The organism is Nitrosopumilus piranensis, assembly GCF_000875775.1.
Classification (GTDB): domain Archaea; phylum Thermoproteota; class Nitrososphaeria; order Nitrososphaerales; family Nitrosopumilaceae; genus Nitrosopumilus; species Nitrosopumilus piranensis.
Genome location: NZ_CP010868.1, coordinates 606,146 through 630,720 on the forward strand (window position 1 = coordinate 606,146; position 24,575 = coordinate 630,720).

22 protein-coding genes and 1 pseudogene are annotated in these 24,575 nt (G+C 34.9%); 12 read left to right on the top strand and 11 right to left on the bottom strand.

The features are described 5' to 3' along the window. The gene (gene cobT, locus NPIRD3C_RS03590) at positions 1–1,059 is read left to right on the top strand and encodes a nicotinate mononucleotide-dependent phosphoribosyltransferase CobT (RefSeq protein WP_148704114.1); all 1,059 of its coding nucleotides are present in this window, start codon (positions 1–3) and stop codon (positions 1,057–1,059) included. Here the strand turns inward: cobT and glmS are convergent. From glmS to NPIRD3C_RS03605, 3 genes are read right to left on the bottom strand one after another with little or no spacing between them, the layout of a single operon-like run. Continuing rightward, positions 1,052–2,812 (bottom strand): glutamine--fructose-6-phosphate transaminase (isomerizing), encoded by a 1,761-nt coding sequence (gene glmS / locus NPIRD3C_RS03595; protein ID WP_148702868.1) that lies wholly within the window; start codon positions 2,810–2,812, stop codon positions 1,052–1,054. The genes cobT and glmS overlap by 8 nt on opposite strands. A 44-nt stretch (positions 2,813–2,856) precedes the next feature. After that, entirely contained in the window at positions 2,857–3,468 is a 612-nt protein-coding gene (locus NPIRD3C_RS03600; protein ID WP_148702869.1) for a 30S ribosomal protein S4, read from the bottom strand. A 9-nt stretch (positions 3,469–3,477) separates the two neighbouring features. Beyond that, positions 3,478–4,026, bottom strand: coding sequence for a 30S ribosomal protein S13 (locus tag NPIRD3C_RS03605; protein ID WP_148702870.1), 549 nt, complete (start codon positions 4,024–4,026; stop codon positions 3,478–3,480). Between the two features lie 323 nt (positions 4,027–4,349). Here NPIRD3C_RS03605 and NPIRD3C_RS03610 point away from each other — a divergent pair, with 323 nt between their 5' ends. Further along, a complete protein-coding gene (locus tag NPIRD3C_RS03610; RefSeq protein WP_148702871.1) occupies positions 4,350–4,658 on the top strand; it encodes a hypothetical protein in 309 nt (102 codons plus the stop codon). Here the strand turns inward: NPIRD3C_RS03610 and NPIRD3C_RS03615 are convergent. After that, the gene (locus NPIRD3C_RS03615) at positions 4,650–5,153 is read right to left on the bottom strand and encodes a hypothetical protein (RefSeq protein ID WP_148702872.1); all 504 of its coding nucleotides are present in this window, start codon (positions 5,151–5,153) and stop codon (positions 4,650–4,652) included. The genes NPIRD3C_RS03610 and NPIRD3C_RS03615 overlap by 9 nt on opposite strands. Positions 5,154–5,292: 139 nt before the next feature. Here NPIRD3C_RS03615 and NPIRD3C_RS03620 point away from each other — a divergent pair, with 139 nt between their 5' ends. Genes NPIRD3C_RS03620 through NPIRD3C_RS03635 form a run of 4 tightly spaced genes read left to right on the top strand, consistent with a single transcriptional unit; the run spans position 5,293 to position 9,106 of the window. Next, a complete protein-coding gene (locus tag NPIRD3C_RS03620) occupies positions 5,293–6,270 on the top strand; it encodes a metal ABC transporter solute-binding protein, Zn/Mn family (protein ID WP_148702873.1) in 978 nt (325 codons plus the stop codon). Next, entirely contained in the window at positions 6,270–7,037 is a 768-nt protein-coding gene (locus tag NPIRD3C_RS03625; protein ID WP_237087715.1) for a metal ABC transporter ATP-binding protein, read from the top strand. Before NPIRD3C_RS03620 ends, NPIRD3C_RS03625 begins: the two co-directional genes overlap by 1 nt. Before the next feature lie 18 nt (positions 7,038–7,055). After that, positions 7,056–8,003 (top strand): metal ABC transporter permease, encoded by a 948-nt coding sequence (locus NPIRD3C_RS03630; RefSeq protein WP_148702875.1) that lies wholly within the window; start codon positions 7,056–7,058, stop codon positions 8,001–8,003. Further along, positions 8,000–9,106, top strand: a complete 1,107-nt coding sequence (locus NPIRD3C_RS03635; RefSeq protein ID WP_148702876.1) for a metal ABC transporter permease — start codon at positions 8,000–8,002, stop codon at positions 9,104–9,106. Before NPIRD3C_RS03630 ends, NPIRD3C_RS03635 begins: the two co-directional genes overlap by 4 nt. Before the next feature lie 23 nt (positions 9,107–9,129). On the opposite strand, the pseudogene NPIRD3C_RS11070 reads toward NPIRD3C_RS03635, so the two are convergent. Then, a pseudogene (locus tag NPIRD3C_RS11070) lies at positions 9,130–10,481 on the bottom strand (cation diffusion facilitator family transporter). 135 nt (positions 10,482–10,616) lie between these two features. Here NPIRD3C_RS11070 and NPIRD3C_RS03645 point away from each other — a divergent pair. The 3 genes from NPIRD3C_RS03645 to NPIRD3C_RS03655 are packed head-to-tail and all read left to right on the top strand — an operon-like array spanning position 10,617 to position 15,171. Continuing rightward, positions 10,617–13,763, top strand: a complete 3,147-nt coding sequence (locus NPIRD3C_RS03645; protein ID WP_237087718.1) for a peptidase — start codon at positions 10,617–10,619, stop codon at positions 13,761–13,763. Positions 13,764–13,818: 55 nt separating this feature from the next. Continuing rightward, on the top strand, positions 13,819–14,799 hold the full coding sequence (locus NPIRD3C_RS03650) for a CFI-box-CTERM domain-containing protein (RefSeq protein ID WP_148702878.1): 981 nt from the start codon (positions 13,819–13,821) through the stop codon (positions 14,797–14,799). Between the two features lie 48 nt (positions 14,800–14,847). Beyond that, entirely contained in the window at positions 14,848–15,171 is a 324-nt protein-coding gene (locus NPIRD3C_RS03655) for a hypothetical protein (protein ID WP_148702879.1), read from the top strand. On the opposite strand, the gene NPIRD3C_RS03660 is transcribed toward NPIRD3C_RS03655, so the two are convergent. From NPIRD3C_RS03660 to NPIRD3C_RS03670, 3 genes are all read right to left on the bottom strand, one after another. Beyond that, positions 15,166–16,746 carry a B12-binding domain-containing radical SAM protein gene (locus NPIRD3C_RS03660; RefSeq protein WP_182126429.1) on the bottom strand — a complete coding sequence of 527 codons (1,581 nt, stop codon included), beginning with the start codon at positions 16,744–16,746 and terminating at the stop codon, positions 15,166–15,168. The two genes, NPIRD3C_RS03655 and NPIRD3C_RS03660, sit on opposite strands and share 6 nt — an antisense overlap. A 72-nt stretch (positions 16,747–16,818) precedes the next feature. Beyond that, entirely contained in the window at positions 16,819–17,595 is a 777-nt protein-coding gene (larB, locus tag NPIRD3C_RS03665) for a nickel pincer cofactor biosynthesis protein LarB (RefSeq protein WP_148702880.1), read from the bottom strand. A gap of 33 nt (positions 17,596–17,628) precedes the next feature. Then, a complete protein-coding gene (locus NPIRD3C_RS03670; protein ID WP_148702881.1) occupies positions 17,629–18,543 on the bottom strand; it encodes a malate dehydrogenase in 915 nt (304 codons plus the stop codon). 90 nt (positions 18,544–18,633) lie between these two features. On the opposite strand from NPIRD3C_RS03670, the gene larC reads away from it, so the two are divergent. From larC to NPIRD3C_RS03685, 3 genes are read left to right on the top strand one after another with little or no spacing between them, the layout of a single operon-like run. Further along, the gene (larC, locus tag NPIRD3C_RS03675; RefSeq protein WP_148702882.1) at positions 18,634–19,854 is read left to right on the top strand and encodes a nickel pincer cofactor biosynthesis protein LarC; all 1,221 of its coding nucleotides are present in this window, start codon (positions 18,634–18,636) and stop codon (positions 19,852–19,854) included. Next, complete coding sequence (gene larE, locus NPIRD3C_RS03680; protein ID WP_148702883.1) at positions 19,855–20,652, top strand: ATP-dependent sacrificial sulfur transferase LarE; 798 nt, start codon at positions 19,855–19,857, stop codon at positions 20,650–20,652. It abuts the gene before it with no gap. Then, the gene (locus tag NPIRD3C_RS03685) at positions 20,649–21,815 is read left to right on the top strand and encodes a cysteine desulfurase family protein (RefSeq protein WP_148702884.1); all 1,167 of its coding nucleotides are present in this window, start codon (positions 20,649–20,651) and stop codon (positions 21,813–21,815) included. Before larE ends, NPIRD3C_RS03685 begins: the two co-directional genes overlap by 4 nt. On the opposite strand, the gene NPIRD3C_RS03690 is transcribed toward NPIRD3C_RS03685, so the two are convergent. From NPIRD3C_RS03690 to NPIRD3C_RS03700, 3 genes are all read right to left on the bottom strand, one after another. Beyond that, entirely contained in the window at positions 21,812–22,615 is an 804-nt protein-coding gene (locus NPIRD3C_RS03690; RefSeq protein WP_148702885.1) for a PEFG-CTERM sorting domain-containing protein, read from the bottom strand. The two genes, NPIRD3C_RS03685 and NPIRD3C_RS03690, sit on opposite strands and share 4 nt — an antisense overlap. A 69-nt stretch (positions 22,616–22,684) precedes the next feature. Next, positions 22,685–23,506, bottom strand: coding sequence for a PEFG-CTERM sorting domain-containing protein (locus NPIRD3C_RS03695; protein WP_148702886.1), 822 nt, complete (start codon positions 23,504–23,506; stop codon positions 22,685–22,687). A 122-nt stretch (positions 23,507–23,628) separates the two neighbouring features. Beyond that, on the bottom strand, positions 23,629–24,489 hold the full coding sequence (locus tag NPIRD3C_RS03700; RefSeq protein WP_148702887.1) for a PEFG-CTERM sorting domain-containing protein: 861 nt from the start codon (positions 24,487–24,489) through the stop codon (positions 23,629–23,631). Positions 24,490–24,575: the final 86 nt, after the last annotated feature.

The following is a 24,575-nucleotide window of genomic DNA, read 5'->3' on the forward strand; positions in this document are numbered from 1 at the left end:
TTGGAAGATTTTGAATTATATGGAAATGTTAATCGGGCTCAAAATTTTATTGATTTTATAAAACCTGGCAGATTTCTTTTTTCGTTTGTTATTTCTTATACTGAAACATCTGAAATTCCTGGTATAACTTTTGCTGGTGCAGACAGAGATTCAATCCAATTTACTCCGCCTGCTGATGCAGAATATCTTCACTATGGGTATTGTAAAACTATTGACAAAATCCCAATGACTCCAGATGGTAAGCCAACTCCTGGATTGTTGACTAAAACTGCTCTTGAATCTGCTAGTATTTCTCATTTGACAATTAATGCTGGAAGTAAAGTTACTCCCCAATTACCATTTATTGAATCTGGTTTGCCTTTTGGAAAAAATATTTCGATTCAAGATGCCATGACTGACTCTATAGTTTCTCATGCAGTTGAATATGGACAAATCATTGGAAGAAGTTTAGCATCATTAACTGATTGTTTGATAATTGGTGAATGCATTCCTGGTGGGACAACTACTGCATTAGCTTTGCTAAAGGCATTTGATTATGATGCTAAAGTTAGTTCAAGTATACCTGATAATCCTGTTGAATTAAAAAATCAAATTGTAACTTCAGCTCTTCAAAGAGTTAATTCAGAGCATCCGTACAGCATTGTTGCGCAAATTGGTGATCCAATGATACCTTTTGTTGCAGGAATGCTGAGCTCTGCTTCTAGTGTATCTAAGGTTATGTTGGCTGGCGGAACACAGATGGCTGCTGTTTTAGCATTTGCATCAAAAATTGGATTTAATGAGGAAAGCACTGCAATTGGAACTACATCGTATATTACAAATGATAAAAGTGCAAATTTCAAGGAACTTGTTCAAAACATTGCAGATATTCCTGTTCTCTCAGTAGATCCCGGTATGAAAAACTCTGAATTTTCTGGCCTCAAGGCATTCTCTGAAGGATTTGCAAAAGAGGGTGTTGGCGCAGGCGGTGCCATTATTTCTTCAATGATAAAAACTGGTAATAATTCTGCAAAATTTTTGGAGTTGGCTGAAAAAGAATATCGACGATTATTTACTTGACTGTAACTGATTTTGCAAGATTTCTAGGATAGTCAGGATCTGTATCTTTTTCAAGTGCTGCGTAATAAGATAACAATTGAATTGGAATTATCTCTGAAATTGGATATAGTATTTCACTAATTTTTGGCATTTCAATCCAATAGTCATACACATCACTATTTACATCTGACACACCTATGATTTTTGCGCCACGAGCTTTGATTTCTCTTGCACTAGTTAGAGTATCTGAATAAGTTGAATCATTTGGGTTGAGAATTATTACAAATACACTAGAATCCATCAGGGCAAGAGGTCCATGCTTTAACTCTCCTCCTGCAATTCCTTCTGCATGAATATATGTGAGTTCTTTAAGTTTGAGTGCAGATTCTGTTGCAATTGGAAAATTAATTCCACGCCCTAGAATGTAAATATCTGAAACCTCTTTTAGATCTTTTGCAATTTCTTGAATACTAGTTGGATTGTCTAATGTCTTTGAAATTGATTTGGCAAAACTTTCAAAATTAATTGTTAACTTGTTATTGCTCAATTTTTGCACAATTTTGTATAGAATTACAAGTTGTGATGTGAAACTTTTAGTTGCAGCTACTCCAATTTCTGGTCCACAATTCAATCCTATTACAACATCTGCTTTACGAACAAGTGATGATGTCAGTAGATTGACAATTGCAATAATCTTGCAATTTGCACTTTTTGCAATCTTTACTGCCTCTAAAACATCTGCGCTTTCTCCACTTTGAGAAATTGCAATTAATATTGAATTTTCTTCAATAATCTCCGGGTTAAACTGAAGCTCACTTGACATAATTGGCTCAACCTTGATTTTTACATATTTTGATAAAATTTGCTTTGCAATTAATGCTGAATTATAGCTAGATCCACTTCCTGTAATGTATATATTTTTAGCATGTCTGATGTAATCTACTGTTTTATCGATACTATCTGCAGTTTTTTCTCCTGCACTCAAAATTGTTTCTGGCTGTTCATAAATCTCTTTTAATGTAAAATGTGCATAATCTCCTTTGTATGCATCTGCAAATTCTTTTGAGACTTTGGTAATCTCATATTTTACATGTTCTCCATCAAAATCTAAAATTTGGAACTTGTTTTTCTCTGATACTACAAAAGTTCCATTTTCCATGTAAATTGCATTGTCTGTGAATTCAATAAACCCTAAAACATCGCTTGACAAAAAGAAGTCATCTTTTCCTACACCAATAATTAGTGGCTCGTGAAATCTTGCAGCGGCTAATTGTCCGTTTTCAAACATTGCAACAAATGCATAATGACCCTTTAGTTGTGAAACTGTTTTTAGAATTGTTTCTTTAACATTGTTTGTTTGCTCATAATTTTTTTGTAACAAATTTGCAATTATCTCACTATCTGTTTCACTTTTGAAAGTATAACCTCCATCTTCTAATTGTTTCTTTAACTCTTCAAAATTTTCTATGATTCCATTATGTACAATTGCAATTTTACCTGAATTACTAGGGTGTGGGTGTGCATTTGCATCTGTAACTTTTCCATGAGTTGCCCACCTTGTATGGCCTATGCCAACTTTTCCCGGCAATGTCTCTAATTGCACTTTTGAATTTACTTCATGTACTTTTCCAGTTCCTTTTTTTAATTCAATCTGGTTTTTTGATTCTGTTGCAACTCCAACACTATCATATCCACGATATTCCATTCTCTTTAATCCCTTTACAATGATGGGTGCTGCAACATCTTTTCCATAATATCCGATAATTGAACACATAACTATTCTATCTGATAATTGGGAGTATTTTACTGATAAGGATATTATTCTGAAGAGCTTTTATCTTTGGTTTCTTCAGCAGGAGTCTCATCTGTTTCTTCAGCAGGTATTTCTGTAGTTTCAGGAGTTGCTTCTTCAGCAGGATCTTCAGTTTTTGTTTTTTCTAGCATTTCTGGAATTTTTGATTCTGGTGCAAAATGAATGCTATCTTCTTCTTCTACTGTAACTGTGTATGATGGAATGTCTACTTTTCTTTCACCAATCATAATGTGACCATGAATAACTGCTTGTCTTGCTTGATATGGTGTTTTGAATCCAAGTTTCTTTGTAACAACAGTTTGTAATCTTCTTGAAAGCAAATCATTTGCATTCAGGTTAAGTACATCATCTAATGTCGCATCTGCACTAACTAATCCTATTCTGGCTAAAGATTTCATTAGAATTGGTTCTTTCTCTTCTCTGTCTTCTTGTCTTAAAGCAAGTAATGATCTTGCTTGATGTCTTACTCTGGATAATTCTGTATGTGCTTTCCACAATTCTCTTTTAGTTCTTAATCCAAATGTACCAAGAGTTTTCAACTCTTCCATTTTTAATTCATAATTAAGAGGTCTCTTTGGTTTTCTCCAAACTCTACGTGGATATTTTGGATCTCCCATTCAATACACCTATTCCTTTTTCTCCGCAGGAGCTGCTTCTGCTGCCGGAGCTGCTTCTGCTGCCGGAGCTGCTGCCGGAGCATCTGATGATTTCTTTGCAGGAGCTGCCATGCCACCTTTTGCAACACCGACTGCTCCACCTTTTCTACCAGATGTTCTTGTTCTCTGACCTCTTACCTTAAGACCACTAAGATGACGATAGCCTCTCCAACTTGCAGTAATTCTTTCTCTTTCAATATCATTTCTTAATGTAAATGGAATATCAGATGTTAACAAATGTAAATCGTTTCCAGTTTCAATATCTTTTCTTCTGTTGAGGAACCATGTTGGAAAATTCCCTTCAACTGGATTTGAAATTAATTTTTCAATTGCCTGAACATTTTCATCGGTAAGATGACCTATGTTGGCATTTGAATCAATTTTTAGTGTGTCTAGAATTGCTGTGGCAAAATTATAACCAATACCCTTTATCTGGGTCAATCCAACGAGCATTTTTCTCTCTCCTGGGATATCGTTTCCCACAATCCTAACAATGTGTCTATATTCTTGAGTGCTCAAGTATTCCAAAATTCAAAGAAACCCCGATAAAAACCATGCTAGGCACTATTTTGAGTGATTTTTGGTATGTTTAGTCAGAATATCTGGTTGAAGGCATTTATCTAAAGTCCTCATCTTCTGTCCAATCATTACCCTGAACATTCCATTGATTACACTGACAACATTTTTTCACGCCTCGTTGGACATCAATCTCAATACAGAAACAATGTACTCCCTTCCCAGATGGGTCATTACCACAAAGTTTTTGCATAATTTGAGTATGTTTTTTTCTTAATTATATTATTGGCTAAAGTTATAACTTTCTAATTTATCTCTTTATTGAAATGACAGATACTTTTGATCGCGAAAAAGTTATAGATTGCATGTTTGATCCAACAACTTCTTCAATTTTAGCAGAGTTAGAAGATGGTGAAAAATCATGCTCTTTTCTATCCAAACAGTCTTCCATTCCTGAATCTGAAGTATTGGAAAGACTATCCTATCTGATAGAGCATGAATTCATTATCAAAAAGACTAATGGCAAAATTCTGTTATCTGCTAATTCTGAAAAACTAAGTAGTATTGTTGAAAGTGGTGATAACTTCGATGAAACTATTAGCGGTCTTGAAAAAATGGATAGTTATCTAAATTGATTTTTTTCTATTTTTGACTCTATAAATTGCAGAACCTACCAACCCTACCATTCCAATTATCAAGACATATGCTGAAACAAAACTAAGAGATTTCTTTCCTGCATCTGGTAGGGGCCCTATTGCACCAAATACTTGAACATCATCATCGGAATTGCTCTGGATAATTAGTTTGTAAACACCCGTATCAAAAATATCAAATTCTTCCTCAATAGTTTCAGCATCCAATTTTTTAGATGCTATTTCAATATCAAATGGATCTAATACTTTGGCAGAAATTGTATTTTCTTTAAACTCCATCATTTGTACTGCAAAAACACCTACAGATGAACTCTCTGCATCAAATTCACCTGAAATGATAAGATCTTGGTTTGAATTAACAATTCCATTTCCCTGAAAGACCCCTTCTAGAATAATCTGATTCCCTACTGCAAGTAAGATTAATCCAATTACAATTAATGCGCCTGAGACAACTAGAATAATTCCTGCCTTTTGCATATTTTGAATTTTTCTTTCTTTACTTTAAACCTAATTTTTTTCAATTTTAGATTTTAACTTGATTTAACAAAGTTAGACTGATGCAAGAAAGTTAGCTTATGCTAACTTTAAATAAAGCTAATTGCACATGTTTTTAGAAATGAAAAAATCCATCATTATGGCATCTGCTGTAATTGTAGCAATTGTGGTAATAGTGGCAGGGTTATCCTCGACTATTGTTCAAAATAATAATACTGATGAAATTATTCTCAACGACATAAAACAATCTTCAGACAACTCTGAAAAAATCATGGTTACAACTACCACTAATGTTGTAACTGATCTAGTTGAAAATATTGGGGGTGAGCATGTTCAAGTAACAGGATTGATGGGGTCTGGAGTGGATCCTCACTTGTATCGACCTAGCGCAAGTGATGTCAAAAAACTTCAGGATGCAGATATTGTATTTTACAATGGTTTGGATTTGGAAGGTAAGATGGGTGATATTTTTGTAAAAATTGGACGAGAAGGAACTGCAGTATGGGCAGTTTCTGAAAACATTCCCCAAGAATCATTATTGAGTCTTGATGATGCAGGCCATTTTGATCCCCATATTTGGTGGGATGCAGAACTGTGGATGGAAGCAGCTAAAGTTGTTGCAACAGGATTGAGTGAATATGATCCTGAAAATTCTAAAACATATGAATCAAATCTTAAAGAGTATATGACTCATTTAGAGGATCTTCATCAGACTAGCTTAGAGAAGATGAATTCTATTCCTCAGGAACAACGAGTGCTTGTAACTGCTCATGATGCATTTCAATACTTTGGTCATGCTTATGGTTTAGAAGAGATGGCAATTCAGGGTTGGAGTACTGATAGTGAGGCTGGAATTAGGGAGATTCAGAATTTAGCTGACGAAATAACTGAGAGAAAGATAAAAGCTGTATTTGTAGAAACTTCAATCTCTCCTGCAACAATTGAAGCTTTGACAGCTGCAGTTCAAGATAAAGGCCATAATGTTGTAATTGGCGGTAAATTATTTTCAGACGCAATAGGTGAAAAAGGAACTAGTAAAGGAACCTATGTTGGAGCATTTACACATAACGTTGAAACAATTGTTAATGCACTAAAATGATGGAACAAAAATCAAACCATACAAATCTAGATGGTGTACACCTTCCTCCAATTGAAATCAAAAATCTATCTGTTACATATCGTACTGAACCTGCATTGTGGAATATAGATCTGAGTTTTCCAGAGGGTAAACTAATTGCAATTGTTGGCCCAAACGGAGCAGGTAAATCTACTCTCATAAAGGCAGTAATGGGATTGGTTCCAATAACTGCAGGCAAAGTGAGCATTTATGGAAAACAATATTCAAAACAGAGAAACAAAGTTGCTTATGTTCCGCAACGCGGATCAGTTGATTGGGATTTTCCTACTGATGCATTAGATGTTGTAGAGATGGGCCTTTATGGAAAACTTGGATGGTTACGGCGTCCCAATTCCCAAACAAGAGAAAAAGCAAGAGATTGTCTGACAAAAGTTGGATTGGGTGACTATGCTGACAGACAAATTGGTCAGTTATCTGGAGGTCAACAACAAAGAGTATTTGTTGCAAGAGCTCTTGCACAAGATCCTCAAATTTACCTTATGGATGAACCTCTAAATGGAGTTGATGCAGTAACTGAAGAGACAATACTTTCCATACTTGAAGATCTGAGAAAAGAAGGGAAAACAATTGTGATGGTTCATCATGATTTGCAAACTGTGGATAAATATTTTGATTGGGTTGTAATGCTAAACAGAAGCCTGATATCTGCTGGACCAATAAAAGAAGTATTTACTAAAGAAAATTTGGATATTGCATATCAAGAAAAACAGCGTGTATCTCTTCAATAACATAAAACAGATGTAAATATGGTTCTTGAAGAAATACTGACTATCTTTATTGGAATCTTTACTGATTACACTCTAAGGTATGTTGCACTTGGTTCTGCTATTTTAGGAATAACTAGTGGTGCGTTGGGGTGTTTTACTGTTCTACGAAAACAGAGCTTGTTTGGAGATGCTTTGTCTCATGCTGCATTGCCTGGAATTGGTTTGGCGTATCTTTTTGCTGGAACAAAAGACTCTATGTTCTTGATGTTGGGTGCTGCGGTGTTTGCATGGTTTGGAGGCATTATTACATTAGCTATCACAAGTACCACAAGAATTAAGCAAGATGCAGCACTTGGAATAACTCTTTCAGTTTTCTTTGGACTAGGAATAGTTTTCCTTACATACCTACAGAGTATTGGAGGTGCAAGTCAGGGCGGATTAGATCGATTTCTTTTCGGGCAGGCTGCAGCTTTAATAGAAAAAGATGTCATAAACCTAGGAATTTTAGCCTCTGGTTGTTTTGTGGTTTTGATATTATTCTTTAAAGAGTTCAAAATAGCAACATTTGATAGTGCATTTGGACAAAGTTTAGGTTTTCCAACAAAATATCTTAGTGCATTATTAACGTCAGTAATCGTTGTAGCTGTTGTTATTGGATTACATACAGTTGGTGTAGTTCTAATGGTTTCAATGCTAATAGCTCCAGCAGCTGCAGCTAGACAATGGATCTCTAGTTTGAAAAGCATGTTGATTCTTTCTGCAATATTTGGGGGTATAAGTGGCGTAATTGGTTCCATGATAAGTAGTACAACAGAAGGAATGTCTACTGGTCCTGTAATTGTAATTACAATTACTACTATATTGGGTATTTCTTTATTCTTTTCTCCAAAACAAGGATATCTTTTCCAGTACATTCGTAGGAAAAGGCAACGTCAAAGAAATCTAGATGAAATTAGTACTATTTCAGGAGCAAATCTAAGAAATTGATAGAAATATCTAGTGATCTAATAATTATTGGAACTGCTGTGTTAGTTGCAGCAAACTGTGCTTCGATTGGCGCATTTCTAGTATTGAGACAGATGGCAATGATGTCTGATGCCATAAGTCATGCCGTGCTGTTAGGTATAGTAATTGCTGTGTTTATGGTTGGAGGTAGAGAAACTGTTTCAGTAATTGTAGGAGGTGTCTTGTCTGGTATATTGACTGTGTCAATTGTAGAGATGCTTTATCGTACAGGTAAACTAAAACAGGATAGCTCTATCGGTATAGTCTTTCCATTTCTTTTTGCTATTGGTGTGATACTTGTTACACAAGCTGGTAACGTACACATAGATGCACAACATGTTTTGTACGGTTCGATTGAATTTGTTCCATTTGATACTTTGTATGTTGATGAAATTAACATAGGATCCAAATCTCTTTGGGTTCTTGGAATTTTGGCAATTGCAAATATCTCTTTTATAGCAATTTTGTACAAGGAACTAAAAATTAGCACTTTTGATGCGTCAGTTGCAGTTAGTGTTGGATTAATGCCTATGCTTATTCATTATTTGTTGATGATAATGGTTGCTACAACAGCAGTTGTTGCTTTTGAATCTGTTGGAGCGGTACTTGTGATTGCATTTTTTATAGTTCCTGCATCTGGGGCTTACTTACTAACTGATAAATTATCTCATATGATTATTCTATCTGTTACATTAGGTATGATTAGTGCTATTGCAGGATATATGCTTGCAATATTTTTTGATGTATCAATAGCTGGTTCAATGGCTGCAGTTGCAGGTGCTGTGTTTGGGTTAATCTGGGTGTTTGCACCAAATCGTGGTTTGATTAGCAGATGGAGAAGGATATCCAAACAACGATTTGAAATAGATGTTGGTATTTTGATAACCCATATTTACAATGAAATTGAATCAAAACATTCTGTGACTCTTTCAAGTATGTCTGATGCTTTGGGTTGGACAACTGAATACTCTAAAAAAATATGTAAATCTGTACAAGATAGAAAATTAATAGAAATAGATGAGCAACAAAATCTACATCTTACTGCAAGTGGGAATAAAAAAGTAAAGTCTTACTCGCCTCATTGATCTATGCATTTAGAATTTTTTTGTTATATGGGCTCTGGATGAATTGTAATAACTGCATTTTTAATTTCTGATCTTATGATGTGCTCTATTTCTGATGTTAAGTCATGAACTTTTTCAATTGATAATTTTTTATCAAATGAACAATCAATGTCGATTTTGAGTATATTTTCAAAATTCAAGGATACTATTCTTCCTATTTCTTTAATTTCAGGATATTTTTCTAAGATTCTTTTTATTTTTTCTTCAGTTACTTTGTCTTCTAGGTTAAAATTTTCTGGTACTGTTACAAATGGCTCTAAATGAATTGTTGCATGTTCAATTTCGGGAATATTATCATAAATTTTCTGCTCAATAATTTCGGAGATTTTGTGAGCTGATGAAAGATTTCTCTCTCTATCTACCATTACATGCAAATTAGAAAATGTCTTTCCTTTTGTTCTATGTGTATTCACATTGTGTACTCCTTTTACTCCTTCAACACTTTTAGCAATGTCTAAAATTTTGGCATCTAGTGGGACATCTTCCCAATCAGGCTCAAAATGAATTGTAATAGAAGCATTTGAAATCTTTTTTTGATATTTTTTTCAACATTACTGCTTATCTCATGTGCCTTGTCAAAGCTTGTATCACCTCTCAATGATATTGTAACATCTGCAAATATTGTATCCCCTGAGCGCCTCATTAGTATGGGGTCTGCATCAATTACCCCCTGAGTTGATGCAGCAATATCTCTGACGTTTTTAACAAGTTCTGGTGAAATGATATCCGTTAAATCAAGAGCTGTTTTGTAAACTAGTTTTACACTAAGTACAGCTAATAGACCACCTAAGATTAGTGCTGCAACAAAATCTCCATGATACAAACCATAAGATACCAAAACAATTCCAATGATTGCAACTAGGGTTGAACCAAGATCCATAAACGCATGATAGAAATCTGCTTTGAGAGTTGTCCCCCCTATTTTTTGAATCGATCTTCTCAAAAGAATTATTCTAAAAATGTCTACTCCTATTGTGTACAACCCTCCAATTATTGCAAACATTCCGGGAAGTATACTTGGTGGAGGACTTTGAATTCTGTGAATTGATTCGTATATGAAAAAACATGCAATCAAAAAAATTGCTATTCCGCCAATTAATCCTCCCAGTGATTCTATTTTTCCATGTCCATAGGTGTGTTCTGCATCTGGAGGTTTAATTGCCATTCTTGCCGCTAGCAACAAAACAAGGGTAACTACACTATCCAATAATGCATGAATGCTGTCTGTGATAAGTGCTAAACTATTGGAGACAAGACCAAAGATTAACTCCACTAAAAATGCAGAAAAAATAGCTACCAGTGAAATCTGTAAAACCTTGGTTCTTTGTACAAACATTTTCTTATTTTTAATAATTTTTATCATGTATTACAGGTTTCTAAGAAGAAGTCCTACGATAACATTATTTGTAAAGGACCGTGATTTTTAATATTGAATAAAAATTGGTTATTTTTATTAGGATTTTTCTCAATTATGCTTATTCCAGCAATGGATGCTCATGCTTCCAGTAATCCTAATTTGTTTGTCTCTGCTGAAAATTCAGAATTTGATAACCATTTTGCAGGTTCTATGGTAATTGAAGTTGTTATCAGAGATTCCAATATTTCTGATACGGGTGAAGGAAAAGGTGAACCTGATGTCACTATTAATGGAAAAACACTTCGTATGGTTCAAGCAACAGATGGAAATTGGTATGCCTATTTTGCAAATATTGACAAGGCAAAAATTGCAGATGCTACAGTTGGTTTATCTGGAAAGGGATTAGATTTTGGAGTCTTTTGTGGTAGAGATACCTCGTCTTCTGTTTTTGGTACTTCCTTTTCTGAAACTGATGGGATTGCAGTTCCACGTTCAACTGGTTTGACTGGTTTTGTAAATGGTGATTCCTCATTTAGTGCATGTACTGGTTCCCCAACTGATTCTGCAAATCTAAACAATGTTGTTCGAAAAGCAAAATCAATCAATTCTAATTCTAATGTTCCAGTTGGTCAAATTGGATTAGATGCTGATGCATGGCCAATAATTCAACTATTTTCTTTTGATGATGTAACAATACAATACAATCCTGGTGGTTCTTCACAACAGGTACGTCTTGACTATGATGAAATTCAAAACATTACATTAGAAATTGATAGAGAAACATATCCTGAAAACTCTGAAGTCTTTCTAACTATACATGATATCCAATTAAATCAAGATCCAACCGATGAAGATTCATGGACATTTAATGTTGATTCTCAAAGTACATTCTATCAAGCATTTGATAGTGCTGGAAATAATGATGCTAATGGAAATGCAGGATTAGTGAATCTTGTTCCACATTTATCCAATTTAGGTTTTGAAGATAACGGCAAATTATCATTAACTCTAGGCAATATTATGGAGTTAAAAACAAACAATGATCAACCTGATTCTTCTGTTGATGCTGATGGAGTTTCAAACACTTTTTCTAAAATTGTTACTCTAGTTGAACAAGAACCAAACTCTGGAATGTTTACCAGTTATGACTCTAACGATCAATCTGTAATTGGAATACTGGATGATGCGCCAAGAGGTCAAACAGGAAAAATCACATACAACAATGAATCTATTTCAGTTTTAACTGGATTTTCTACTGCTTCTGTTTCTTTTGGTAGCGAACCTGTTTTGAGGATTGGAAATGATCAATCATTAAGACCTGGCACAGAGTACCCTGTTATTTTGGAGGATCCAGATCAAAACCTTAACACTGGTGCTAGAGACCATCTGAATGTTTTTAGAGATACTGCACTTATTCCTACGATTACTATTGGCAATCCTGTCACACTCGAACAGGCACATAGTGTTGAATTTCATTCATCTTCACCCACATTGACTAGCGGAGATGATTCCAAGTCTGCCGTGGTTGATTCAAATTCTGACATATTGCTAATTGATACATCAAATGTATCTAATGCTGCATATGAGATGATCTCAATAAATTTGGGCATATCTGCATCTTCATTGGCAGCATCTTTACTTGATTCTTCAGAATCTGGTGTTGATGGGACAAACTGGATAAATTATGATTTAAGATCACTTGAAAAGAACTTGGGGATCTCTGATTTTAGCAGTACAACTTTTGCCCTTTCTTTTGGAACCCGTGATTCAGCCCCTCAAATTGTGATATCTGATAATGGTGATGTATCTTCATCTCAAGGATTTATTCAGATAGATAATGATGATGTAACAGCCATTAAAGGAAAAACTGGCAGTGTTTTTCTAATAATTGATTTTTCTACTTCTGATACAGTAACTGTTTCTGATGAGACAAATAAACTACCAATAGTTTTTGACTTCTTTTCTTTTGGATTAGATAATGGCAACAGCATAAATAATTCTATTTATCGTTTTGAATTAGAAGAAACTCAAGATAACTCATCTGTTTTTGAAGGCACTTTTGAATATGCAGTTGCAAACCAACTAAATATTTTTGACCCTGATTTTATTCAAACCATACAAACAATCAATGATGAAATAAAAATTATCATTACTGATAAATTAATCGATGAAGAAGGCGTGGCAATCTCTTACGCTGATTTAGATTCAGTTGGTGTAACAACTAAAACTTCAAGTAAATCTAATGTTCCAACTCATTCAGGGATTGTTTCAACTGCATCAACTACATTCCGATTTGGTCAACCAGTAACAATTACCCTAAGTGACTCTGATCTTAATTTGAAAAGTGATACCATTGAAATTTACCAAGTGGTAAATGATCCAAACTCTGACAATGTTGATACTGTTGGAAAAGACGGGGAAATTTTGTTAGAGATAAAACTCAAAGATATTCGTTACAAGCGATGTACTATTAATGGAGTTGAACATGGGGGTTTAGCATCTACTGGGTTTACACTAGTAGAAACTGGACCTAGCACTGGAATATTTACAGGAGTTTTCAAAATGCCATCTCAAATTTGTGATAAAACGGGCTCAAAATTGATCTATACTGCTGGTGGCAGCCTTGATGTAAGATATTATGATTCGCGTGATGATTCTGGAAATGAGAATATTTTCAGCTTGCTAGATTCAAAACCATCCACATCTTATTACATTACTGCTCAACTTAGTAAAGAAAAAGTCTTACTTCCAACAGATGGTTCTTCTACAGAAATAGTTTTGACAGGAAGTATTGAACATCATAAGCGGGGAGTGCCATTATCCATAGAACTGACAAATCCTGATGGGACAAAACAAAACTTTGGCGCAACACTTACTAGCAGTGGAAAATATCGTTCCATTTTTACTGTAAATGATGATGCTTTGCCTGGAATGTATTTTGTTAATCTTTCTTATGATGGAAAAAATATTGATATCCTCTCATTTCATGTAATTTCTGAAACTGTTCCTGATTGGATTAAAAACAATGCCCGTTGGTGGTCTTCTAATAGTATTTCTGATGATGAGTTTATTGGCGGACTAGAACATCTGATTGAAACTGGGATAATTTCCGTTGAATCTTCTCAAAAAATTACCCTGGAACAAGAAATTCCTGATTGGATTAAAAACAATGCCCGTTGGTGGGCCAATGATGAAATTTCTGAAGAGGATTTTATAAAATCGATTCAATACTTGGTCAAAAAAGGTATAATTCGAATATAATCTGGTCAATTTTTCTTTCATTGAATACATAAATACTGACAACCCATGAATCAAAATGAAAATGAGACTAGCAAGTATCCTAGCGTTTGCATTATTGTCAATTTCAATTCTATCTTATAGTATAAGTGGTTCTGCCTTTGCAGCAAATTCATTCATTGAGGCCTCTACAGACCTAGAAATTATTGGAAATGGTGGCACAGTCAAACTATCTGGAACTATTGCAGATTATGATGCTACAGCAGGACATGGACTCACATTTGTGATTACATCTCCCGATAACAATATTGTGGGCATAGGTCAAATTTCTGTAAATTCTGATGGTTCATTTGAAAAAAGTATAGTTGCTGGTGGTCCTCTATGGAAACTAGCTGGAGAATATACTGTTGATTTTAATTTTGGCCCAACTAAGGGTGATGTGACGATAAATTATGTTGGTGGAGAGCAAGTAATTAGTGCACCAGAACCCGAACCAACACCTCAGCCTGAACCCGAACCTGAACCTGAACCTGAACCCGAACCAGAGCCAGAACCTGAACCCGAACCAGAGCCAGAACCTGAACCCGAACCAGAACCTGAGATAAATTGTGGAGAAGGAACTGAATTAGTAAATGGAATATGTCAAGTAATCAAAACTCCTGAACCTGAAGATGAAGGTGGTAGTTGCCTAATTGCAACTGCAGCATATGGTACAGAACTAGCACCACAAATTCAATTACTTAGAGAAGTTAGGGATAATACAGTATTGTCCACTACTTCAGGTGCTGCATTTATGACTGGATTTAATACTTTATACTATTCCTTTGCACCAACTGTTGCAGATTGGGAAAGAGAAAACCCAATGTTCCAAGAAGCAGTTAGGGCATTCATCACACCAATGATTTCAACATTGTCAATTATGACTTTAGCTGAAGATGGTTCAGAAGTTGAGGTCTTGGGATTGGGAATTTCTGTAATTGCACTAAACTTGGCAATGTACATTGCAGCACCGGCATTGATCGGATTCAAAGTTCACAAATCTCTCAAATCAAGAAAATAATTTTAGAATTTCTCTAGGTTATTATACTGAAACACATTATCTAACTTAATGCATATTGAGTACGAAGAATTTGATTCAATTGAAGATATTTTTATGTACTTGGCATCAGCTGCACCACCAATGAAAAATACAATGCCGATTAACTCCTACAAGGATTATGTTATGTCATTTATTCCACTTAGTCCTTCTACTGGAGAAACATATCTTATGTTGTATGTCAAAGGAACCCTTGAACCTGGAATATATGAGTTTGATGTATCTTCAAAATCATATAAAAAAGTTGGCAATATTGAGAGAGCAGACAAAGTTTACTTTATCTCATTAACACCAAAACGAAATACCATAGCAGATGTTGCTATAGAAAATCTATAATTTCTTTGTTTGAATTTTTGGAGCAGATACTGATCTGCTTCTAGCATACTTGTCAATTATCTCATCAGGGGTTCTTCCATTGAATAGATCCTTACACAATCCTCTTAGATATCTCATAATTGCCCACGTTCCTGCTTTTAGAATTCCATACATGAAAACTTTCATTGGTGGTCCATAAGTCTTGTTTCTAAGAATGATTGGAATGATGTCGTTGATTACACGTAGATTGTTTTCCCAGCATTTCCAAAACAAGGTAAACTGTGCTTCATTCAAATTTCCAAAGTGCATTGAATTCTTTTCACTAAAGTCCTGATACAATAATGGTGCAACTAATCCTCTAAAGTCCATCTCTCTAAAGTCACTCATCATATCAATTGTATACTGGATATCGTCAGGCGTTTCATCAGGCCAACCAATAATGATTGTAGCAGCTGGGAACCAATGGTTTTCATTGAGAATTTTTGCCCCTTCTCTAACAACGCTGCCCCATTCATCAGTAGAAAATGGTCTTGTTTTAACACCTAAGTGCTTCTTTACCATATCTGGTGCAACTGTCTCAATTCCTAGATTAGTTGCAAGCCATCTTCCTGATTGATCCTGTCCATTAACATGTGAAATCTGTTGCATCAATGTAGGGTCTGCGGCAACTGCTGAAAATGTCATGTGTGTTGTTCCAATAAAGTTTGCGCCAAGTCCTTTTAGTGACTTCCACAAATCTGTAATGGCATCTCTGTTAGGAACAAAATCCCTGTTATCACATCCATATAGCAACATCTCATCAGAGTGCAACCAAATTGAATCAAAACCATAATCTAAATTGATTTTTGCCTCATGCTGTAATCTTTCTATTGGCAGATCTTTCTTTGATCTTTTATTCACATCACAAAAATCACAACCTCTTCCACATCCTCTCATTGCCTCAATCAAAGAATTGATTGTAGGTCCTTCAATTGTTGGAATGTTTTCAAGGTTTCTTACAAAACAATGCATTAATTCTGGAGCATCATTTTTTTCTAAATCTTGGAATAAATCAACTGCCAATTCATCTGCTTCTCCAACTACCACTGTGTCTATTCCATGAATCTTCATTCTATCTGATTTTGCTAATTCCCATGCCCCGTTTCCACCAACTACAACTTTGAAATCATATTTCTTTTTGAGTTGAATTATACTTGCACACATTTTTTTAAATTTCATGGCAACATACGACAATTTTTCTGGTGACATTGTTGTGGTAACTGGTGCCATTCCCAATGGATCCATAACATTAATTCCGACAACTTTCGTGTCTGGTCCAATTGATTTGTGTAGCATATCTGGATGTCCAATGAATACATCGTCTCTCTTGTATCCTCCTTGAATCAATGAACTCTCAATTCTTCTTAGTCCAATTTGGGCAACTTTTGCTTCACCTGTAATTGGATCTGTTTCAACTGAAGGACAAAATACTTTGTCAAAAACCCATTCTGGTAGGACCTCATATGGTCCACACGCAATAAATCCATACAGAAAATTTCCTCTATAATTTGTCATTAAACTACGATCAGCAGTTAGTACAACACGTTTGCCAGCCAACTATCAAACTTCGTTTGATTATGTTATATATCATTTACGAGGTCATTTTGCTCAAAGAATTGTAAATTTTACTTATTCTTTTTTTCTAATTGTTCTGTTTGCAATATTTGCAGCAATCCCACCAGCTGCAATACCGTTGTCTATGTTTACAACAGATAATCCCAAGGAGCAACTTTGAAGCATTGAGGCAAGGGCTGCGATTCCTTTTTCTCCATAGCCATATCCTACTGATGTTGGAATGCCAATAACTGGGATATCTGTCAGTGTAGAGACTAGTGTTGCTAATGCACCTTCCATTCCAGCAGCGACAATTATACAATCAACATCTGCTTCTATCATTTTTTTTAAAATTGGGAAAATTCTTTGAATTCCAGCTACTCCTACATCATAACTTGTGATGCATTTACAATTCATTGCTTCGCAAACTAGTCTTGATTCTTCTGCTATCCCAATATCTGATGTTCCAGCAGTAAGAATACCCACTTTTCCACCATGAAATTTGATTGGTTTTTTGAATAACAATAACGAAGATGACTTTTTTCCTGTTTTAATTTTGACTTTTAGTCTCTTTGCAAATGCCTTGATTTTTGAATAATCTGTTTTCTTTATTCTTGAAACAATTACGGAATTTGATTTTTCTAAAGTTCGTTTTATAATTTTTTTAGTTTCGTCAAGTTCCTTTGTCTCAGCAAAAATTATCTCAGGAATTCCCCTCCTTTTTCTTCTGTTGATGTCTATTTTTGCAATTCCTTCTATCTCTTCAATTGAATATAATGAAAGAAGTTTTTTTGCATCATTAACTGACATCTTTCCTGCTTTAACTGATTTTAGAACTTCGTGAATTTCCAATGATAATTTTTCTTTCTATGGATAAAAAAAGGCTTAGATCTCAATGCCTGATATTGCACCTTTAACGCTCTCTACTGCTTTGTTAAAGACTTGTTTCTCTTCATCGTTTAGATCTAACTCTATAATTTTTTCTACTCCTTTCTTTCCTATAACTGCTGGAACTCCGATTGTGACATCCGAATGACCATATTCCCCATCAAGATATGTTGCAACTGGGATGACTTGCTTTCTATCTCTTACAACTGATTCAACAATTGCAGAAATTGCATTTCCTGGGGCGTGAACTGTTGCTCCCTTTAACTCAATAACTTTTGTAGCAACCTGCTTTGTGTTTTGAACCAACTCATCTAATTTTTCTTTTGGCAAAAATGATGATAGTGGAATTCCTGACACAGATGAAAATCTTGGTAGTGGAAGCATATTTTCACCATGTTCTCCAATAACTAGTGCTCTGATGGAATCTCGAGAGTGTCCAGTTGCTTCATGAATAAATTGTCTAAATCTAGATAAATCAAGCATACCCCCCATTCCAAATACTCTACTTCTGTCAAATCCTGATACTTTGTATGTGATGTATGCCATAGGATCTAATGGATTGGTAACTGGAATAATCATAGAGTCATCTGCATATTTTTTGATGTTATCTACTACACTTTTGACAATTGAAGCGTTGATCTTCAATAGATCCATACGAGTCATTCCTGGCTTTCGTCCAGAACCTGCTACAACTACTACAATATTGGAACCTTTCATATCTTCAAAATTGTTAGAACCCTTTACTTCGACATCTATTCCTTGCTCTGAAAGCATGTGGTTGATATCCATTGCCTCACCTTGAGGAAGTCCTTCAGCAACATCTAGTAACAAAATCTGGTCATCTAATTTTTTTAGTGCAGAAAATAATGCTGCATCTCCGCCTACTTTACCTGATCCAATAATGGTAATCATGAAAGTCGCTGTTAATTTTCAATAATTAAATCTAGTGAAATTCCATACCGATCAGACGAATTTATAAGCATTTTTGATAATTTTTAATCAATGGTTTTAGTAATTGATCCTCAAATCGCAGGAATATCTGGAGATATGCTTCTCTCTTCTTTAATTGATTTGGGAGCTGATAAACGCAAAGTAATTGATGGGATTAAAAAATCTGAAAAATTTTTCTCAAATTCAACTATTAAAAAAATTGATTTTCAAAAAACCCAAAAACGAGGAATTGAGGCTCTGCAACTAATCTTAGAACTTGATGAACCCACTCATGAAAGAAAGGGGTCTGAAATTAAAAAAGCAATAAATGATTCTACTCAAAATTTAGGACTCTCTGAAAAGGCAAAAACATTTGCTGAATCTTGTATTAATGCACTCATTTCTTCTGAATCTAAAATTCATGGTGTTCCTGAGGATTCTGTCCATTTTCATGAGGCCTCTAGCATTGATACTCTAGTTGACATTGTTGGGATCACAATTGCCCTAGATGATTTGGGGTTGTTTGATGAAAAAATTATTTGTCTGCCTGTCTCTATTGGTGGAGGAAGTGTAACTTTTTCACATGGTACAATGTCTAATCCTGCAAGTGCAATTCTTGAGATCTTCAAAAACTCTTTTCTCAAAATTCAAGGCACTGATGCTAATGAAGAACTAACAACTCCTACTGGTGCTTGCATTTTGGTTAATTTAACAAACACATCCATGGATTACTATCCTTCAATGAAAATCAAGTCAATTGGATATGGTGCTGGACAAAAAGATTTTAAAAAATTTTCTAATGTATTAAAACTGGTCCGAGGTTCTACAAATGATTTAGAAATTGATTCTGTAAAGATTCTTGAGACTAATGTTGATGATATTTCAGGTGAAATACTTGGAAATCTCATCGAAAAAATTATGCAAAAAGGAGCTCGAGATGTTTCAATCTATCACGGAATTACAAAAAAAGGTAGGCCTACAAATCTTGTATCTATAATATGTGATGATCAAAATATCGATGAAATAGTTGATACCCTAATTTTAGAAACTGGAACACTGGGAGTTCGCATATCTGAATCTAACAGATTTATCGTTCCAAGAACAAACCATAATGTTTCATTAACAATTAATGGACAGTCTTTTGAGGTGCGATATAAAAAATCATCATTTAAAGGCAAAACAGATTTTAAAATTGAGTTTGATGATTTGAAGCATATTTCAAATACTCTTGAAAAATCAATCAAAGAAACAGAACCACTACTTCGTAAAGAGATTGAAAAAATGGAGAATTAGATGACAAAACTTGATGAACTGAAAAATTGGTTTGCTGATAAAAATAAGGTAATCATTGCATTATCTGGTGGTGTAGATAGTGCACTTGTAGCATATGCTGCATACCAAAAATTAGGTAACTTGGCAATTGCAGTAACTGCTGATTACAAGACTCTCTCTGAAGAAGAACTACAAACAGCCAAGCAAGTTTGTTCTGAAATAGGAATCCAGCAACTCCTCTTAGATTACAATGAACTTGAAAATAATGAATTTACAAAAAATGATTCCACTCGATGTTTTCACTGTAGGCTTGAATTAGGCGACCATTTGTTGAAATTGGCAAAACAACAGCAGGTAGAGGTAATTGTTGATGGAACAAACCTTGATGATCTGGGTGATTATAGGCCCGGAATTGAGGCATTGAGACAAAATGGGATTAGAAGTCCTCTTGTTGAGACAAATTTTTCAAAATCAGAAATTAGAGAAATTGCAAAATCTGTAGGATTATCAGTTCATGACAAACCATCAAACTCTTGCTTGGCTTCACGGATTCCATGGGGTCAAAGAGTCACTGCTGAAAAATTAACTAGAATAGAATTAGGCGAAACAGTTGTAAAACAACTAACCAAAATCAAACAGGTCCGTGTACGTGATCTAAATGGTTCTGCAAAAATTGAAGTAGAAAAAAATGATATCTCTGCATTTAATGATATTGTATTAAATAAAATCACAGAAAAATTAAAGTTGATTGGATTTTCTTCAGTTGAAGTTGATCAAGAAGGGTATAAACCAGGAAAAATCAATGTGATTGCAGATTGATCTATCTTGATAACGCTGCATCTACTCAAATTCATAATGATGTCTTAGACTCTATGCTTCCATATCTTAAAGAACAATATGGTAATCCTTCATCTATTCATCGTTATGGTAGATTGTCCCGTAAAGCAATTGAAAAAGCAAGAAAACAAATCGCATCCCTGATAAATGCTGACCCTTCTGAAATCCTGATTACTTCTGGTGGTACTGAATCAAATAATACTGCATTAAGGGGGATTTTGAAAAAACATACTTCCGGTCAAATTATAACATCTTCCATTGAACATGATGCAATTTTAGAGCCATGTAAAAAATTATCTGAAGATGGATTTGATGTAATCTATCTCCCCGTTGATAAATTTGGTATGGTTAAACTATCCGACCTACAAAATCACATTTCTGAAAAAACTAGAATTGTTTCAATTATGTTTGGAAATAATGAGGTTGGAACCATCCAGCCAATATCTGAAATTGCTAAAATTTGTCATGATCACGATGTCGTCTTTCATACTGATGCAGTACAAGCAGTGGGCAAAGTGCCAATAGATGTTGGTAAATTAGGCGTGGAACTACTCTCAATTTCATCTCATAAACTCTATGGTCCTAAAGGCATTGGAGCATTGTATGTCAAAAAAGATGTCTCAATTGATCCTATGATCTTGGGAGGGGGTCAAGAACACGGTTTACGTTCTGGCACTGAGAATGTTGCAAACATTGTTGGTTTTGGAAAAGCATGCGAACTTGCAAAAACAAATCTCTCTGAAAACATAACTCACATGAAAAACCTCAGAGACATCTTGGTTCAAAATGTACTAAATGAAATTCCTCAAGTATCTGCTAATGGGAATTTAGAACATCATTTACCAAATAATGCCCATTTTACTTTTCTTGGTGTAAACGGTGAGGATCTAATAATCAAGCTTGATGAATATGGTGTTGCAGCATCTACTGGCTCTGCTTGTTCTGTACACACTCAAAAGGCATCTCATGTTTTACAGGCAATGGGTTTCTCACATGAACAAATCACTGGTTCATTAAGACTGACCATTGGAATATTCAATGATGAAAAAGAAATCAAGCAAACAGTGGATATTTTAAAAAAAGTTGTAGAAGAGTTAAGAGCAGTTTCCCCATTTAAAGAAAAATATTCTTTTTCTAAAACCTAAATTTTAATCTGATATTTGTTTCTAGTAAGAATTACTGTTGCCATTATTCCAACTAGTAAGATCATCATTGCAATTGTTCCAAACTCTGGAACAATATAGGTACCAATAATTTCAATATCTGAATCTCCCTGTTCAAAATTTATTGTAATTACTCTTGAATCTGAGTGTACCATTGATTCTTGATATGCTACCTCTACACCATCAATTAAAATGATAAAGGTGTCATCTTTTCCATCTTGTTTTTCAGCACCAATAAACTCTCTTGGTAAATCTAATGTTATTACCCCTTCATCAGTTGAATCTACTTGAACAATTAATGCAAAAATATCTGAATCAACTATCATGTTTTTGACTGTTCCACCTTTGATTGTATATTCTACATCAAACGTTCCATGACTTCCGGCATCAACTTCAAAATTTGTTGTAGTTACAACTGACTCTGTTTCTGGAGTAAAACTAAACTCATATTCTGCAATATTTCCTTCTCCATATAACACTCTGACTAGATAATCTCCTGCCTTACTCCATAATGGTCCCTCTGCAATAACTGTGTGAGAATAAGTTCCATCTTGAGCCACCGTAATTTGTGCAATATCTACTAGATTGCCCTCTGTAAATAATTGGAGTGTTACTGGTGTTTCTCTTATTACTGTTGTGACTTTTCCTGATATGACAATTGTATCTCCTTCGTCATAATTTTTATCATCTGTTTGAACCGAAATTAATGACTCTTGAGCAAAAGCAAATCCTGTCGAAATTACTAGTACTGAAATTAATCCATAAAATATCCTAGAATCCACAAATTTTCAATGATATGTTTGTATATTTCTTTTACTATTAAAAATGAAAAAATGAAAAAAGATGTGATTTTAGTATCTTGGTATAATGCTAAGTCTTGATCTTGCAGATACTGCAATTATTGAGATAATTGCTACTGCTAGAATCATTGCTGCGATTGTACCAAATTCTGGTATTACAAAGGTACCAATAATTTCAATTTGTTCAGTTCCTGCTGGGAACATGACTGTTACTTTGTTTGCAACAATCTCAACATCATCCCATTCTTGTCCATCAACTAGTACCATGAAGATACCGTCTTGGACTGTCTTTGATGGAGTTACTGTTAAGGTTCCATCCTTTTTGGCATTGATGTTGATAACAATTGAGTTGTCATCTGTATTGAGGGTTGCACTTGTAACTGCACCACCTGTAATGCTAAATGGTACACAATAACCATTTGCAGTTAATTCATTTGCACCACATTGTTTGGACGTTGTAGGTGTTTCATATGTTGGTGTATGCGAAATTCCACCAGTTAATTTGACTTTGACACTGCTCTTTTTATCAGCACTGCCATAGTTTGCCTTAACGGTGTAGGTACCGTCGTATTTCCACATTGCACCTGCTGTGTTTAATGTGGTCTCAAAACTTCCATCATTTGCTACATTGATTTGATCAATTGCAACAACAGAATTTAGAGGACTCACAACAGTAATTGTAACTGGAAATCCAGATGCTACATTTGCTACTTGCCCATTTACCATAATCATGTCACCTTGTTTGTAATCCTTCTTATCTGTCCAAACAGATACTGGGATCTCTTTAAGCAACATCTCATTTGATGTTGCCCTTGCCTCGCTGTTGGAACATCCTACACATGCTGGTGGGAGTTCTGCGAATGCTGATGACATGGTTAAAGTACCGACTGCAGTCAAAATGGCTAGTAGCGCAAACGACGTACGGCTGTTCATCTTGTTGCAAATTGAACCTGTCTCTATTTATGTATATTTAAAAAATGAAAAAAGATGTGATTTTAGTATCTTGGTATAATGCTAAGTCTTGATCTTGCAGATACTGCAATTATTGAGATAATTGCTACTGCTAGAATCATTGCTGCAATTGTACCGAATTCCGGTACTACTACTCCGTCTTCAATTTCGACTTCGGTTGAAGCAGTGTATTTTGGATCGTCAAATTGTTTTGCAGTTACAGTATAGAAACCATCTTGTTTCCATAGCGGACCACTTGTGTTAAATGTGGTACTGAATTCGCCATTTAGCATTGGTGTGATTTGCCCAATGGATACTTTATTTCCATTTGGTGCAGTAACAGTCAAAGTTACGTCTTGACTAACTCTGTCTGTTTGTCCTGAGATTTCAATAGTTGAAGATCCTATAACGGCATCTGCATGAATTTCTAATCCTGCATCTTTAGCAATATTTGGTCCAGATGGTACGAATATATCTGAACTATAACTTGACTCAGTTGCTGATGTCTTTTTGGCCATTCCGTTTACTACTTCGACTTCAACGTCCAATGTATAAATTGAATTTTGTTGCAAGCTTTGTTTAGCTGATATTGTGTAAAATCCATTTTCCTTCCATGTTGGACCTATTTTGAATTTAGTCTCAAATGTTCCGTCACTCATTGGTGAAACTTGATCAATAACAACTACGTTATTTCCACTTGGAGATATTACTCTAAATGTAACATCTGTCAACTTTGAAACTGTTTTACCTGTGACAGTAATGGTGTCTGAATTTCTATCTGCTTTAGCAGTAATGGACATTCCTTGTGTCTGAGCAAATGCGTCTTGCTGAATTGCAGTCATTGAAATTAATGACAGTGCCATAACGGCAAATACCACTGATGTTGTAGAACGTTTTAAATTCATCCTATTTTCACCCAAGTTGCTTTGGTATTTATGTATATTTAAAAAGTAATTTTATCATCTAACCCATCTATAATACACAATTCTAT